The 12,718-nt window shown below is 62.7% G+C and carries 13 protein-coding genes and 1 tRNA gene; 9 read left to right on the plus strand and 5 right to left on the minus strand.

All coding sequences use genetic code 11. The features are described 5' to 3' along the window. Positions 1-101: 101 nt before the first annotated feature. The gene (locus V1280_RS37160; RefSeq protein ID WP_334535585.1) at positions 102-1,646 is read right to left on the minus strand and encodes a peroxidase family protein; all 1,545 of its coding nucleotides are present in this window, start codon (positions 1,644-1,646) and stop codon (positions 102-104) included. 650 nt (positions 1,647-2,296) lie between these two features. Here V1280_RS37160 and V1280_RS37165 point away from each other — a divergent pair. From V1280_RS37165 to V1280_RS37195, 7 genes are all read left to right on the plus strand, one after another. After that, positions 2,297-2,653, plus strand: a complete 357-nt coding sequence (locus V1280_RS37165) for a hypothetical protein (protein WP_334535586.1) — start codon at positions 2,297-2,299, stop codon at positions 2,651-2,653. 152 nt (positions 2,654-2,805) lie between these two features. Further along, positions 2,806-3,285: a hypothetical protein gene (locus V1280_RS37170; RefSeq protein ID WP_334535587.1), complete on the plus strand. Its 480-nt coding sequence runs from the start codon at positions 2,806-2,808 to the stop codon at positions 3,283-3,285. 98 nt (positions 3,286-3,383) lie between these two features. After that, a complete protein-coding gene (greA, locus tag V1280_RS37175) occupies positions 3,384-3,866 on the plus strand; it encodes a transcription elongation factor GreA (protein WP_334535588.1) in 483 nt (160 codons plus the stop codon). Positions 3,867-3,983: 117 nt separating this feature from the next. Further along, positions 3,984-4,766 (plus strand): class I SAM-dependent methyltransferase, encoded by a 783-nt coding sequence (locus V1280_RS37180; protein ID WP_334535589.1) that lies wholly within the window; start codon positions 3,984-3,986, stop codon positions 4,764-4,766. 205 nt (positions 4,767-4,971) lie between these two features. Continuing rightward, positions 4,972-5,649, plus strand: a complete 678-nt coding sequence (locus tag V1280_RS37185; RefSeq protein ID WP_334535590.1) for a hypothetical protein — start codon at positions 4,972-4,974, stop codon at positions 5,647-5,649. A 266-nt stretch (positions 5,650-5,915) separates the two neighbouring features. After that, positions 5,916-6,749, plus strand: coding sequence for a three-Cys-motif partner protein TcmP (locus V1280_RS37190; protein WP_334535591.1), 834 nt, complete (start codon positions 5,916-5,918; stop codon positions 6,747-6,749). Between the two features lie 6 nt (positions 6,750-6,755). After that, positions 6,756-7,508 (plus strand): DUF5131 family protein, encoded by a 753-nt coding sequence (locus V1280_RS37195; protein ID WP_334535592.1) that lies wholly within the window; start codon positions 6,756-6,758, stop codon positions 7,506-7,508. 26 nt (positions 7,509-7,534) lie between these two features. Here V1280_RS37195 and V1280_RS37200 read toward each other — a convergent pair whose 3' ends face one another. Then, on the minus strand, positions 7,535-7,843 hold the full coding sequence (locus V1280_RS37200; RefSeq protein WP_334535593.1) for a hypothetical protein: 309 nt from the start codon (positions 7,841-7,843) through the stop codon (positions 7,535-7,537). A gap of 128 nt (positions 7,844-7,971) precedes the next feature. On the opposite strand from V1280_RS37200, the gene istA reads away from it, so the two are divergent. Continuing rightward, a complete protein-coding gene (gene istA, locus V1280_RS37205) occupies positions 7,972-9,510 on the plus strand; it encodes an IS21 family transposase (protein ID WP_334538124.1) in 1,539 nt (512 codons plus the stop codon). Positions 9,511-9,521: 11 nt separating this feature from the next. Then, positions 9,522-10,265, plus strand: a complete 744-nt coding sequence (istB, locus tag V1280_RS37210) for an IS21-like element helper ATPase IstB (protein ID WP_334518610.1) — start codon at positions 9,522-9,524, stop codon at positions 10,263-10,265. Positions 10,266-10,509: 244 nt separating this feature from the next. On the opposite strand, the gene V1280_RS37215 is transcribed toward istB, so the two are convergent. From V1280_RS37215 to V1280_RS37225, 3 genes are all read right to left on the minus strand, one after another. Beyond that, positions 10,510-11,037 carry an Abi-alpha family protein gene (locus V1280_RS37215; protein WP_334535594.1) on the minus strand — a complete coding sequence of 176 codons (528 nt, stop codon included), beginning with the start codon at positions 11,035-11,037 and terminating at the stop codon, positions 10,510-10,512. A 120-nt stretch (positions 11,038-11,157) separates the two neighbouring features. Then, positions 11,158-11,232: transfer RNA gene (locus V1280_RS37220), tRNA-Val, on the minus strand. Positions 11,233-11,387: 155 nt separating this feature from the next. Beyond that, a complete protein-coding gene (locus V1280_RS37225) occupies positions 11,388-12,686 on the minus strand; it encodes a hypothetical protein (RefSeq protein ID WP_334535595.1) in 1,299 nt (432 codons plus the stop codon). Between the last annotated feature and the right edge of the window lie 32 nt (positions 12,687-12,718).

Below are 12,718 nucleotides of genomic sequence, written 5' to 3' on the forward strand. Positions count from 1 at the left end.
GCTCCGAGGGCAAACCGGAGGCGGCGAGTTTGTGAGCGCACGCCCTTTGTGGAAAGGCCGCCCGCGTGACGCGAGCGGCCTTGTCGTCAACCGTCACCAGCTCAATGCAGCGGCACGCCGCCACCCAGTGCGTAGGTCACGAGATCCTTCAGCCGGAAATCGGGACCGGTCACCGGCGCCCAGTTCGGGTCGAGCGACAGCATGGAGGAGGCGTCGCCGAACATCATGCCGAGGAAGACTTCGGCAACGATGCGGCCGCCGACCGGCCCGAGCTGCGGCGTGTTGATGCCGCCCGCCGGCGCACCGGTGGCCGGGATCGTGACCGCGGTCTGGAATTGCCGCGCTTCGGCGAGGATGTAGGTCCAGAGCGGGCAGTTACCCTTGAACACGCCGTTCGCAATCGACGCGATCGGCACTTGCGGATCGCCTGTCGGGTCGGGGTTGTCGACGGCGCGGCCGATGACGATCTGCTCGTCGGTCAGCGGCGTCAGGTGCATCGCCTTGGCGACCGCCTGGCCCGAGGGCAGTCCGAGCCGCCAGCTGCGCTCGAGATTGCGAAGCGCGAGCGACGACGGATTGGAGGCGACCTCCGGCGGCAGCCTGCGCAGCGGATCGACCAGCGAGGTGTCGATGCGATAGGCGAGCTGCAGCCGCCTCTTGTTGTCCGGATTGGTGCTGTCGTCCTCGACGCCATAGGCGCGCGTGTCGATGTCGATGAACCGCCCCCAATCGATGGCGCGTCCCGGACCCATGGCGCGGAAGCCGGTCAGCGCGTTGGTGTCGGGGTTGTTGGGATCTGGGAAGATCTGCAGCAGCATGTTGTCGGCGTCGTTCAGCCGATAGCCGGGCCGGATCATGGAGTGGCCGAGCCGGTAGGCCGCGACCGAAAACTCGACCGGCATGTAGGGATAAGTCTTCCAGTGATAGTAGGCGAGCTTGCTGCGGTCGTAATGGCCGCCGGTCCTGAGATCGTTCAGAACGCCGGCATTGACGATGCGCGGCAGGAAGTCGTTCAGCACGACGTATTGATAGTGGAAGCGGACGCGCTGCTGGATCGTTTCGAAGGGGATGCCGTCATTGTCGTCGACCATGCGGTTGTGGAAGCGCAGCATCAGCGCCTGAAACTGCGAGACGATGCTGTTCTCGTCGTTGCGGGGATCGCCGATCAATGCGCGGCCCTTGAAGCGCGGCAGGTCGCTGGCGTTGGATACGCCGGTGCCGGTCAAGGGATCGCCGAGGAGGAACTTGCCGTTGTTGTCGTACATGTAGGGCTGGTCGTTCGGTCCGCGCCCGTAGACATTGTCCATGTCGAACGAGGGGGTTCGGAAATCGACGAGCCCGTCCGGATCCTGCTGCTTGGTCAGCGAGCTCACGGGATCGAAGGTGATGTCGTGATCGACGAACTGGCCGAAGTAAGTGTAGAGCGCGGGAATCCCGCTCTCCTCGGGGTCGGGACCGTCCTTCGGCGGATCGAAACCGCCGACCATGTTGTCGGCGAGCGCCGCGAGATTTGCGACGTTGTCGGCCTCGTTCGGGCCGAATTTCGCCGGCGTCAGATTGCGGAACATGCGGCCGAAGCGGCCCTGTGACAGCGGCGAACGGGTGGCGTTCAGACCGCGCGGCGTAATGGCGTGACGACTGCTCATAATGTACCTCCATGAAAAGTTACGACGGCAAGCAACTAAAGTTAAAATTGTAGATGATGAGATATGCATGTGAGGCTAGATCGCGGAATTCGGCGTCGCAATGCGCTGCTTCACACATCGCGCGACGTCGATGCGGTTCCATGAGCGAGTGCTGCAATCAAGCTGCGGATGTGCTTTGCAAATTTTTCACGCATCGATGCCGAATAACATTCTCGTCATCGAAAATCGCGGCGCGAAGCCATGTCAGCTTCGCCGACCTAATTGTTGAAGCGATTTGTCGCAGCGAACATCGTGTTCGCGTCAAAATTGCAAGCCGCGTGTGCGCGCCGCCTCGTCAGTCGTCGCGGGCTTGCGCGAAGGCGTAGCGCGGGTTGATGCCGCAGCCTCACGCGTGCCGGGACTCGTCCGACGCATTGTCGCGCGCGTCCTGGTCTCGGCGCGTGCGCGGCGTTCGGCATCGCCTTATGATGCACAAGCCGTCGTGGGCCAAGCCTTGGTAGGTCAGGCCTTAGTAGGTCAGGCCTTGGTGGACAATGTGACCTCGGCCACAGTTTGCGGCCAGGGTCCCGCCTATCTTCGGGGCACTTGCACGCGTCGATCCCGCGGGACTAGGCTTCCGTCATTGGGGATCAGGCATTTTGGAGGTTCTGATGCAAAAATCATATTTGCTGGCTGCGACTGCGGCACTGGCGCTCATCATGCAGACATCGCTCGCGCTGGCGCAGAACGCGCCCGCCGCAGGCGGCACGCCGCCGGCCGCCGCGGCCACCACGACGGCGCCTGCTGCGACCACTGCGCCGGCCGCCACATCCACGCCGGCTGCGACCACCGACAATTCGACGGCGCCGGCCGGTTCGAAGAAGAGTGCCGAGAAGAAGCCGGCGAAGAAGAAGATGACGCGGCAGCAGGAGATCGACCATTCGGTTGACAGCGGCACCGTTCCCGCGCGCTATCGCAGCTCCGTGCCGAAGCAGTACCAGCAATATATTCCGTTCGAGAAGCAGTGACCGATCGCGCCGCGGCGCGAGGTGTTTTGCGCCTTGCGCCGCGGTGGAACTGGACAGAAGCCATGCGGGAGCGATGGCTCGATCTGATCGGCTGACCCTGTGGCGGTCTGCGGTTCCGGTGTTAGATTGGGCGAAGCCGGGGGGAAGCCGTGATGAGTGACGATGCGAGGGATGCTGGCCTTGTGGCCATGATCAGCAGCATCCTGGGAGGCAACAAGCGCGCAGAGGCAGCCCACCCGCCGCCGCTTGCCGACTTCATGCCGGCCCCGCCCCCGGTCGGACCGGCGCCGGAACTGGCGCAAATCCCGGAAGCGGAATCTCCGAAGCTCCAGGACGCATCCGATCAGGCGGTGGTGGTTCCGAAGCCGGTTGCGCCCGGTCCGCCCCTGACGCCGGACGGCAAGCGGCTTCTATCGGCGGACGTCATTGCCGATCTCGTGCTCGGCGAGTTGCGCAAGATCGAGGATTTTCCGGCGTCCGGCGTCTCGGTGACGGTCTACGGCTATCGGCACTGGAACGCGATGATCACCTTCGCGCCGTTCTCGACCACGTTCCAGAACGCGACCCGGTTCCGCCAGGCTTTGCCCGATCTCGTCTTCAAGCTCCGCCGTTTCGTCGCACTTGAGATATAATGAGGGACGATCGCCGGCGGCCCGGCGCGGTTCATTTCGGTGGATCGCGGTGTGATGGCGCGTTGGTCGTTCCAGAACTATTCGACAGGATATTCGAATTGAGCGTCGCCTTTACCAAGGAAGAAAGCGCCGAGACCGCCTCCGAGACATTGTTGCCGGATCGCCCGATCTCGCCGCATCCGAACCTCGCCACGGAAACAGGCTTGCAGGCGCTGCAGACGCAGCTCCAGCAAGCGCGCGAGGCTTATGAAGCCGCGCAAGGCATCGATGACGTCAACGAAAAGCGCCGGCAATCGGCCGTGCCCTTGCGCGATGTCCGCTACTTCGTCGAACGGCTGCGCACGGCGCAACTGGTTCCCAATCCGGCGTCGAACGAGATGGTCGCCTTTGGCAGCACCGTGACGTTCAGCCGCGCCGACGGCCGCGTGCAGACATATCGTATCGTCGGGGAAGATGAAGCCGATCCGAAGGCGGGGTCGATCTCGTTCGTCTCGCCGGTTGCGAAGTCGCTGATGGGGAAGGCCGTCGGTGACGTCGTCGGCTCGGGAACACAAGAGATCGAGCTTATCGAGATCGCGTAGCGATCCGGGCTTCCTGGTTCATCCTGCTGTCAAGCAAAAACCTTAAGTTGATCAAGATTTGAAACGATCCTAGCATTTGGAGCTGTCGGGCAACTCTGCATGAAGTGAGGTTCGATAATGTCGTTGAGCAAGGCCTTCAATGAGCGTCTAACGGAACTCAAATTTCATCCCGCTGTTCTCGCGGTCAGGCAAATCAAGAAGCGGCTGGCCGATAGCGGGCCTGCACTACGCCTCAAGTTCAATACCCAGAAGCGCGACGAGATCATCGGCGAGTACAAGCGCGGATCGAGCGTGCAGGACGTCATCGACTTCACCAAGCAGCACATGGGCACGGGCTCCTGCCAGATCGAGACGGAGATCTCGTCGGCCCTCGACTACATCGCAGCGTCCGCGCCGAAGCTCGTGGTTGAAATCGGCACGCTGAACGGCGGAACCTCGCTCCTGTTCGGACGATTTCTTCCGACCATGGAGACGATGATCTGCATCGATCTGCACGTGAAGAACAAGGAAATGCTGAAGCTGCTTGCGACGCCGAAGCAGCAATGGACGTTCTACGACATGCCGTCCTACGCGGATGACACAGTCAAGCGGGTCGAGAAATTTCTCGATGGCCGGTTGATCGACGCGTTGTTCATCGACGGCGATCATCGCTACGAGGGCGTCAAGCAGGACTTTCTCTGCTACCGGCACTACGTCAGGGAGGGCGGCATCATCCTGTTCCACGACATCTGCGAGTCCAGCGGCAACACCAGCGCCTGGGCCGGCGGCGTTCCGCAGCTATGGCGCGAATTGTCGCCGTTCTACGAGCACAAGGAATTCGTTCAAAGCCGCAGCCAGGAAGGCTTCGGCATCGGCGCGCTGAAATACACCAAGGCGGCAAATCCGTTTCCGTCGGCGTGACGGATGTACGTTGTCATTGGAGAGGACGAAGCGGCCCCGAAAGACGGGGCCGTTCTCGTTCGTATCTCCAATCGCGAAGCCGCTGATGCGGAAAGCGGTTGGCGATATCGTGGGGGCGGCCGCGCATGAGATCGAGATCGCGTCGATCGGGTCGAACTGATATCGATGGTCTCCGCTGTGTCGCGAAACAACGTATGATGGTCGAATGAGACGATTTCTGTCGGGAGCGTTGCCGTTTTACGCGTTGGCCGGATTGGCTGCGTGCATGTACCTCGTCCTGTACAAGACGAACCTGTTCGACTTGAATGCCATCGTCCAGGACGCGACCGGTTCATCATGGTTTCCGGTCTTCATCTTCGTCTGCGTGCTGCTGGAGTCGGTCTTCCCGTATTTCGGCTATTTTCCCGGAACCGCCCTCATCCTGATGTCTGTGGCGCTCAATCCGAAGCCCGCGGATCTCTCCGTTTTCATCGTGGCGTGGCTGGCCATCATCGCGGGCGCCGTTCTGAGTTATGGACAGGCCCGTTTTTTCAGGCCGCTCTTGCAGCGGGTCGCTTCGAAAGCGGCACTGAGCCGGTGTGAGTCACTCCTCGACGCCTACGGTCCTTACGCGCGCGTTGCCCTGTTCGTTCATCCCAACGCTTGCGCGATGTATTTCACGGCACTCGGACTTCTCGGTCGGAACCTGGCGCGGGAGCTCGGCTATCTCAGCGCAGGTGCAGCGGCCTCTGTGGGCATTCTGTTCCTCGTCGTAACCAGACTCGTGTCGTCGGTCGGCGCCACCGATGATGGGGAATTGCAGGTGCTGCTGGCAGCAGCGCTGGTCGCCATCGGGACCCTCGTCGGTCTCTATGCGGCCTGGCGGCCGGCCCGGGTTGCTTGAGGCGGAGCGCGTCAATCAGGCGCGGTCTCACCACTTGCTCCGTCATTGCGAGCGAAGCGAAGCAATCCAGAGATGTCTCCGCGGATGGATTTTGGATTGCTTCGCTGGGCTCGCTACGACGGAACGTGCGACATTGCCGGACGACGACAGTGATTCTTCGGAAAACCCCAGCGCTCCCCACTGGATTACCTGCTTTTGGGGAATTGTCACAACCATCGGTAGCGGCCATATTGTCCTGCACACAGGGGCGGGGGGCGGGGGACGACGTGGCGCAACGAAGTATAGATCCTGCGGACGGCCAGACTACCGACATCGTTGGACCCTGGGCGTCTGAAAAGCACGAGAGGCTTCGTAAGTACGTCGATTCATATCGCAGTGCGCGCGCCATGTTCCTCCCGCCAAGAGGCACTGGCGGCGCTGCTTATATTGAGTTGTTTTCGGGGCCGGGCCGATCGTTGGTTGATGGCGGTGCTGGAGGGTACATAGACGGAAGCCCTTTGGTCGCGATCAAAGCGGCTCAGCGAAGTGGCACCAAGTTCTCCGAGCTGCACTTTAACGACCTTGAGCCAACCAATATCGTGGCGTTGAAACATCGCATCACAGCACTGGGGTTGGCCGCTAACTTCTACAACAAAGAAGCAGAAGCCGCGGTCGACCGCATCGTCTACGCGCTCAATCCGAGTGGCCTTCACTTCGCGTTTCTCGACCCTTACAATCTCGAAAGCCTGCCGTTCTCGATCATCAGGAAGCTAGCCTCGATGACCCGGATGGATATGCTGATCCACGTCAGCATTTTCGACCTCCAGCGGAACTTAAGGCGTTACTTGACGACGGATCGATCAATTTTGGACTCATTCATGCCCGGTTGGCACGATGCCGTGGATATCAATCGAAACGATCAGGCTGTGCGTACGGATCTTCTTCGTCACTGGCTGGGTCTCATAAGGGGACTCGGCACCACTCCAGCCGATGGTATCGAGCTTGTGTCGGCCACGGGCGGCCAACGGCTATATTGGCTGGTATTTGTGAGCGCACATCCGCTTGGTCGGAAGCTGTGGAGCGACATCAGCAACGTGAACAACCAGGGCAGATTGCTGTGAGACACCATGGCTGACACCTCGATCGAATGGACCGATGCGACTTGGAATCCCGTCGCTGGGTGCACGGTTCTCTCGCCCGGTTGCACCAATTGCTATGCGATGCGGATGGCTGCGAGGCTCGATGCGATGGGTGTCGATAAGTACCGCGGCCTTACGCGAAAGAGCGGCCGCCGCGCGGTCTGGACGGGCAAGGTCCGCCTCGATCAAGCAGCTTTGGACGTACCGTTGAGCTGGAGGAAGCCACGGCGCATCTTCGTGAATTCGATGTCCGACCTGTTCCATGATGCCGTCCCGGCTGCCTTCGTCGCGGAGGTTTGGTCAGTCATGGCGGCTACTCCACGTCATACCTATCAGATCCTCACGAAGCGCCCAGACCGCATGGCTGGCATCGTTTCATCGTTGCCAGTTCTGCCCAATGTTTGGTTGGGCACCAGTGTCGAGAGCGCGGCCTTTTTGGGCAGGATTGATGATCTGCGTAAGGCTCGGGCTGTTGTTCGGTTTATTTCGTTTGAGCCTCTGCTGGGACCCGTGGGCAAAGCGAATCTTCGCGGTATTCAATGGGCCATCGTAGGCGGCGAAAGCGGGCCGCGAGCACGCCCCATGCTTGAGCATTGGGTCGACGAGATAGAAAAGGCATGTCGGAAGGCCGATACGGCGTTCTTCTTCAAGCAATGGGGCGGCGTGCGGAAGAAGGAGGCTGGCCGGATCTATCGGAAAACGACCTTCGATGAGATGCCTATCGTCGCGCCAGTAAGCTAGCTGCCTTTGCGCTTGTATGTTCGTCGTTAGGGTCTCGTCGCGATCAGCAGCTCTTTGCCATAGTCAGAGCATAGCACCATCGCATTTTCACGAACTACAATGCATTCTTGCTTGGCCAGATGACCGGCGCTGATGCGGATCGTGGCGATGCGCCGACCGGTCCGCTCAGCCAAGTCTGTGAAAGGTACATTTTTCTTGGTCGCCTGTCCCATCTCGTAAATTAACGCGAGGAGGCGGGCGTCGAGCGGTTCAAGCTTTCCTGCTGATTCCGCTCGATGTCGCCCACCTTTCCGGAATGATCTCGCCCACCGTTCCGATTTGATGTCGCCCACCATTCCGAGATGATCTCGCCCACCATTCCGGGATGATGTCGCCCGGGGTGACGAGGCCTCTTCTGGCTCCGATACGGTCCCGCCTTTCGGCTTTGCGAAGGGGGACCTGGATGCCGACGGAGAGGCTTGCGATGCGCCACGTGCGCGAAGTGATCAGATTGAAGTCGGCTGGGATGCCGACCCGCGAGATTGCGCGGCGGTTGGGGACGGCGCCTTCGACGGTGCGGTTGACGATCCGCCGGTTCGAGGCGGCGGGGCTGACCTGGCCGTTGCCAGACGACGTCACCGACACGGTGCTGGAGGCCCGGCTGTTCGCCAGCGCCGGAGCCGGTCCGGGCACCCGGCGGGGCCATCGGCGGCAGGCCGAGCCGGACTGGGCGGCGGTGCATCGCGAGCTCAAGCGCAAGCACGTGACGCTGTCGATTGTGTGGGAGGAGTACATCGCGGGCGAACCCGGCGGGTATCGCTATTCGCGGTTCTGCGAGCTCTACCGGGCCTGGGAAGGCCGGCTGTCGGTGACGATGCGCCAGTCGCATGCGGCCGGCGACAAGCTGTTCGTCGACTATGCCGGCGACGGCGTGCCGGTGGTGATCGACCGGTTCACCGGCGAACGGCGCACCGCGCAGATCTTCGTCGCAGTGCTCGGCGCATCGAGCTTCACCTACGCGCAGGCGACCTGGACGCAGGGCCTCGCCGACTGGATCAGCGGGCACGTCGGCGCCTTCGAGGCGATCGGCGGCGTGCCGGCACTGCTGGTGCCGGACAACACCAAGGTCGCGGTGATCAAGGCCTGCCTCTACGATCCGCAGATCAACCGCAGCTACGCCGATATGGCGGCGCATTACGGCACCGCCATTCTGCCGGCGAGGCCGCGACGGCCACGGGACAAGGCCAAGGTCGAGCAGGCGGTCCTCATGGTCGAGCGCTGGCTGCTCGGACGGCTGCGCCACCGGATCTTCCACAGCCTCGCCGAGGTCAACGCGGCGATCGCCGAGTTAATGACCCGGCTCAACGAGGAGCGGCCGATCCGGCGGCTCGGCGTCACTCGCCGCAAGCTGCTGGAGGAGATCGACCGGCCGGCACTCCAGGCCTTGCCGGAGAGCCCTTACGTGTTCGCTGAGTGGCGGATCTGCCGGGTCAGCATCGATTATCACGTCGAGATCGAGGCGCATTATTACAGCGTTCCGCATCGCTTCGTCCGCGCCGAGGTCGAGGTGCGCTTCACGGCCCGCACCGTCGAGATATTCCACAAGGGTGAGCGGATCGCCGCGCATCAGCGCATGAGCGGCAACCACAAGCACACGACCGTGCCGGAGCACATGGCATCCAGTCATCGGCGCTACGCCGGCTGGACCATCGAGCGCATCCGCAAGGACGCAGCCTCGATCGGGCCGGCGACCGCGGCGCTGTGCGACCTGATCCTCGACGAGCGCGCGCATCCGGAACAGGGCTTCCGCGCCTGTCTCGGCATCATCCGGCTCGCCCGATCCTACGGGCACGAGCGGCTCGATGCCGCCGCCATGCGGGCGATCGATATCGGCGCGCGCACCTACGGCTCGGTCAAATCGATCCTCGCCAACAATCTCGATCGGCGTCCTTCACCCAAGCGCTCCGCGGACGACGCGCCGATCCTTCATCCCAACATCCGCGGGCCGCGCTACTACAATTAGGAGATCTCATCTTGCTTACCCATCCGACCCTCGATCAGCTCCACGCGCTCGGCCTTCACGGCATGGCCAAGGCCTTCGCCGACATCGAAGCCGGCGGCGACGCCGCAAGCCTCGGCCACGCCGAATGGCTCGCGCTCCTGCTCGAACGCGAAGCGTCATTGCGACGCGACAAGCGGCTGTCGAAGCGGCTGCAATACGCCAAGCTGCGCCAGGAGGCCTGCGTCGAAGACATCGACTACCGCACTCCACGCGGCCTCGACCGCAGCCTGCTGACGATGCTGGTCGAAGGCCGCTGGATCGATGACCACGCCAACCTGCTGATCTGCGGGCCCTCCGGCGTCGGCAAAAGCTGGCTCGCCTCAGCGCTCGGCAACAAGGCCTGCCGCGACAATCGCTCCGTGCTCTATCAGCGCGTCCCGCGACTGTTCAGCGATCTGGCCTTGGCGCGCGGTGACGGCCGCCACCCCCGCCTGCTGCGCGCGCTCGGCCGCGTCGATCTCCTCATCCTCGACGACTGGGGCCTCGAGCCGCTCGACGCCGCGGCCCGCCACGACCTCCTGGAGATCCTCGAGGACCGCTACGGCCACCGCTCCACCATCGTCACCAGCCAGCTTCCCGTCGATCAATGGCACGCGCTGATCGGCGACCCCACCTACGCCGACGCCGTTCTCGACCGCCTGGTCCATAACGCCCACCGGATCGATCTCAATGGCGAGAGCCTGCGGCGAACCCGTAAGCCCGGCCGAAAGGCCTGAGCCCGTGGCCCTGTGGACATGCCGCTGCGCTTGGACAACGCGAAGGGCGTTGCCCACATGCCCACAGCAGGAGCAGCAAAAAACAAGTCCTTCGAGCCGCGATTCAAGATTGACCACGCGGCTTCGCCGATGCCAGAAACCAGACAGCCAGAACGCCTCGCGCCCCGGGCGACATCAAATCGGAATGGTGGGCGAGATCATCTCGGAATCCTGGGCGAGATCAAATCGGTACACCCGGGCGAGATCATCGGAATCCGCACTTTCCCACTGTTTCAACAAATTCCGGGCGCACATCTTCGGCACGGCTCGGGTCCATTGCATTAGCAAGCAGGCGTGCCCAAAGCGCCTGCAATTCCTCCCGCGACTCACCTTGCGCCGCCTCTAGCAATGGGATCGCCAAGCTCTCGGGTAACTCCGTCTTTTCCTTAACGTCGCGATCGTCCAGATTCTTTTGAGCTCTGTGAGCAATCTCCTCCATGCGGCGCTTGCGAGCGGCGCTAATGCGATCGCCAATCAGAAGACCGTAGATGTCGCCAACAGCTGGTCCAATCGCGCGTCCTCCTTCTCGCACCAGATCGACCGTGTTGCTCAGCGCTTTTGCGCTTTCAGGCGCGTCGTCGCTCATACGCTGGCCTTTCGCGATTTGATCTTTGCCGGCGGCGGTAGCCGGTCGTTCGGACGATGTGAACATGTAGGCCCCATCGCGGATGATGCCATCATGCCCCTGTTTTGCCCGACGGAGCAAGTGAAATTCGGAAAAATCGTAACCCATCGATCCGACTGACGTCGGCTACTGTGCATGGGGTTGTTTTCGAGATTTCAACGGGACGGGTGACAAAAGTCGCCCCCGTATTGGGCATCGTCCGCAACCAGCAGGGTTCAGGATGATGAATGGTGGGCGCACAAGGGATCGAACCTTGGACCTCTCCCGTGTGAAGGGAACGCTCTCCCGCTGAGCTATGCACCCGTGACCATCATGCCGACCGCCGGACCTTGTCGGCCGGCGCATCGGAGCCCGCGATTTAGAAGTGCAGGCTAGAAGTGTCAAGTTTTCAGGCGGCTTGAGGCCGGAAAACCTTCGCCGGTGCCGCAATCCGGCGGCGGAGCCGGATTTTGGGCCGCTTACGCGCCCTGCTGGCGGGCGCGGGAGGCGTGGGCCTGCAACGCGCGGATGCGCTCGGCGAGCGTTCCGCCACCCTCCGGGAGGGGGCTTGCTGCCGCGCCATTGGTCGCGACGCCGTTGGCCGGGCGGGTGGCCGGCTTCGGCGGCTGGCCGGCCTCGGCCGCCAGCAGCGCCTCGATCGGCGAGTTCGGGCCCTCGAGCTGCATCGCGAGTTTTGCCACTTCGGCGGCGATGTCGTTGATGCGCTCGCGCAGCAGCGCGTTCTCCATGCGCTCGGTCGCCCAGGAGCTCTCCGCCTGCTGCTGGATCGCATTGATGTCGCGCTGGAGTTTCGCGCGCTCGTCGCGCGCGGTGCCGAGCTGCTCTTCCAGCGCGGCCTTTTCCGCGCGCATCGCTTCGAACGCAGCCGACGACTTGCCGCCGCTCAAGCCGGCGATCTCGACGCGCAGCTCCTTGATGGTGCGCTCGGAGCTCTCATTGGTCTGGCGGAGCTGGTTGTTCTCATAGTCGCGCTCGGCGAGCAGCTTGCCCTGCGTGGCGAGGCGGCCTTCGAGATCGGCGACGCGGGTCGACAGCATCTCGGCTTCCTTGACCTGCACGATCAGCTGGCGATCGAGCTCGGTGACGCGCTGGCTCAGATTCTCGACGCGGCCGCGTGCATCGCCAAGCTCGCGCGAGGCGGTCTCCGACTCGACGCGCTCCTGCGTCAGCCGCACCTGCGTGGCGGTGAACTCTTTCTCGGCATCGCCGACGCGGTTCTTCAATTCCTCGATCTGCGCGCGCACCGCGACCAGCTCGACCTGGCGGCTCTCCGCCATCATCGAACGATCGGACAGCTCGGAATTGATCTTGGCGAGCTCGCCCTGCTTGTTGCTCAGCGCAATCTCGGCCTCGCGCAAGGACGCGGTCTTGGCGTTGAATTCCTCTTCGGTGGCGCGGAGCTGCTCCTTGACCGCCTTCTCGCGGGCCTCGAGCGCGAAGATCGTGGCGTTCTTCTCGCCGAGCTCGATCTTCATGCGGTTGATGGCGTCGCTCTTCTTGCCGAGCTCGGCGAGCTGGCTCGTGGTCTTGCTCTTGAGCTGGTCGACGCTCATCTCCAGCCGGCGCGCCGACATGGCGAACTCGGCGCGGAGCTGGTCCTTGTCGGCCTGGATCTCCGCCATCGACAGCGGCGTGGCGGCCTCGAGCCGGCGCGTGGTCAGGCGCACCGCGCGGTTATGCACCAGCGGCACGATCGCAAGCCCGCACAGCATCGACAGCAGGAAACCGATCGCCAGGTACATGATCGGTTCGACCATGGATCAGAACTCCGAGAGCTAAGGAAAAATTT

The sequence above is a fragment of the Bradyrhizobium sp. AZCC 2230 genome (genome assembly GCF_036924495.1).
In the GTDB taxonomy this organism is placed as follows: Bacteria; Pseudomonadota; Alphaproteobacteria; order Rhizobiales; family Xanthobacteraceae; genus Bradyrhizobium; species Bradyrhizobium rifense.

Excerpts from the sequence above, each read along its gene's own strand:
- V1280_RS37160 (WP_334535585.1), bottom strand. The coding sequence starts at position 1,646 with ATGAGCAGTCGTCACGCCATTACGCCGCGCGGTCTGAACGCCACCCGT.
- V1280_RS37165 (WP_334535586.1), top strand. The coding sequence starts at position 2,297 with ATGCAAAAATCATATTTGCTGGCTGCGACTGCGGCACTGGCGCTCATC.
- V1280_RS37170 (WP_334535587.1), top strand. The coding sequence starts at position 2,806 with ATGAGTGACGATGCGAGGGATGCTGGCCTTGTGGCCATGATCAGCAGC.
- V1280_RS37180 (WP_334535589.1), top strand. The coding sequence starts at position 3,984 with ATGTCGTTGAGCAAGGCCTTCAATGAGCGTCTAACGGAACTCAAATTT.
- V1280_RS37185 (WP_334535590.1), top strand. The coding sequence starts at position 4,972 with ATGAGACGATTTCTGTCGGGAGCGTTGCCGTTTTACGCGTTGGCCGGA.
- V1280_RS37195 (WP_334535592.1), top strand. The coding sequence starts at position 6,756 with ATGGCTGACACCTCGATCGAATGGACCGATGCGACTTGGAATCCCGTC.
- V1280_RS37200 (WP_334535593.1), bottom strand. The coding sequence starts at position 7,843 with ATGGTGGGCGACATCAAATCGGAACGGTGGGCGAGATCATTCCGGAAA.
- istA (WP_334538124.1), top strand. The coding sequence starts at position 7,972 with ATGCGCCACGTGCGCGAAGTGATCAGATTGAAGTCGGCTGGGATGCCG.
- V1280_RS37215 (WP_334535594.1), bottom strand. The coding sequence starts at position 11,037 with ATGGGTTACGATTTTTCCGAATTTCACTTGCTCCGTCGGGCAAAACAG.
- V1280_RS37225 (WP_334535595.1), bottom strand. The coding sequence starts at position 12,686 with ATGGTCGAACCGATCATGTACCTGGCGATCGGTTTCCTGCTGTCGATG.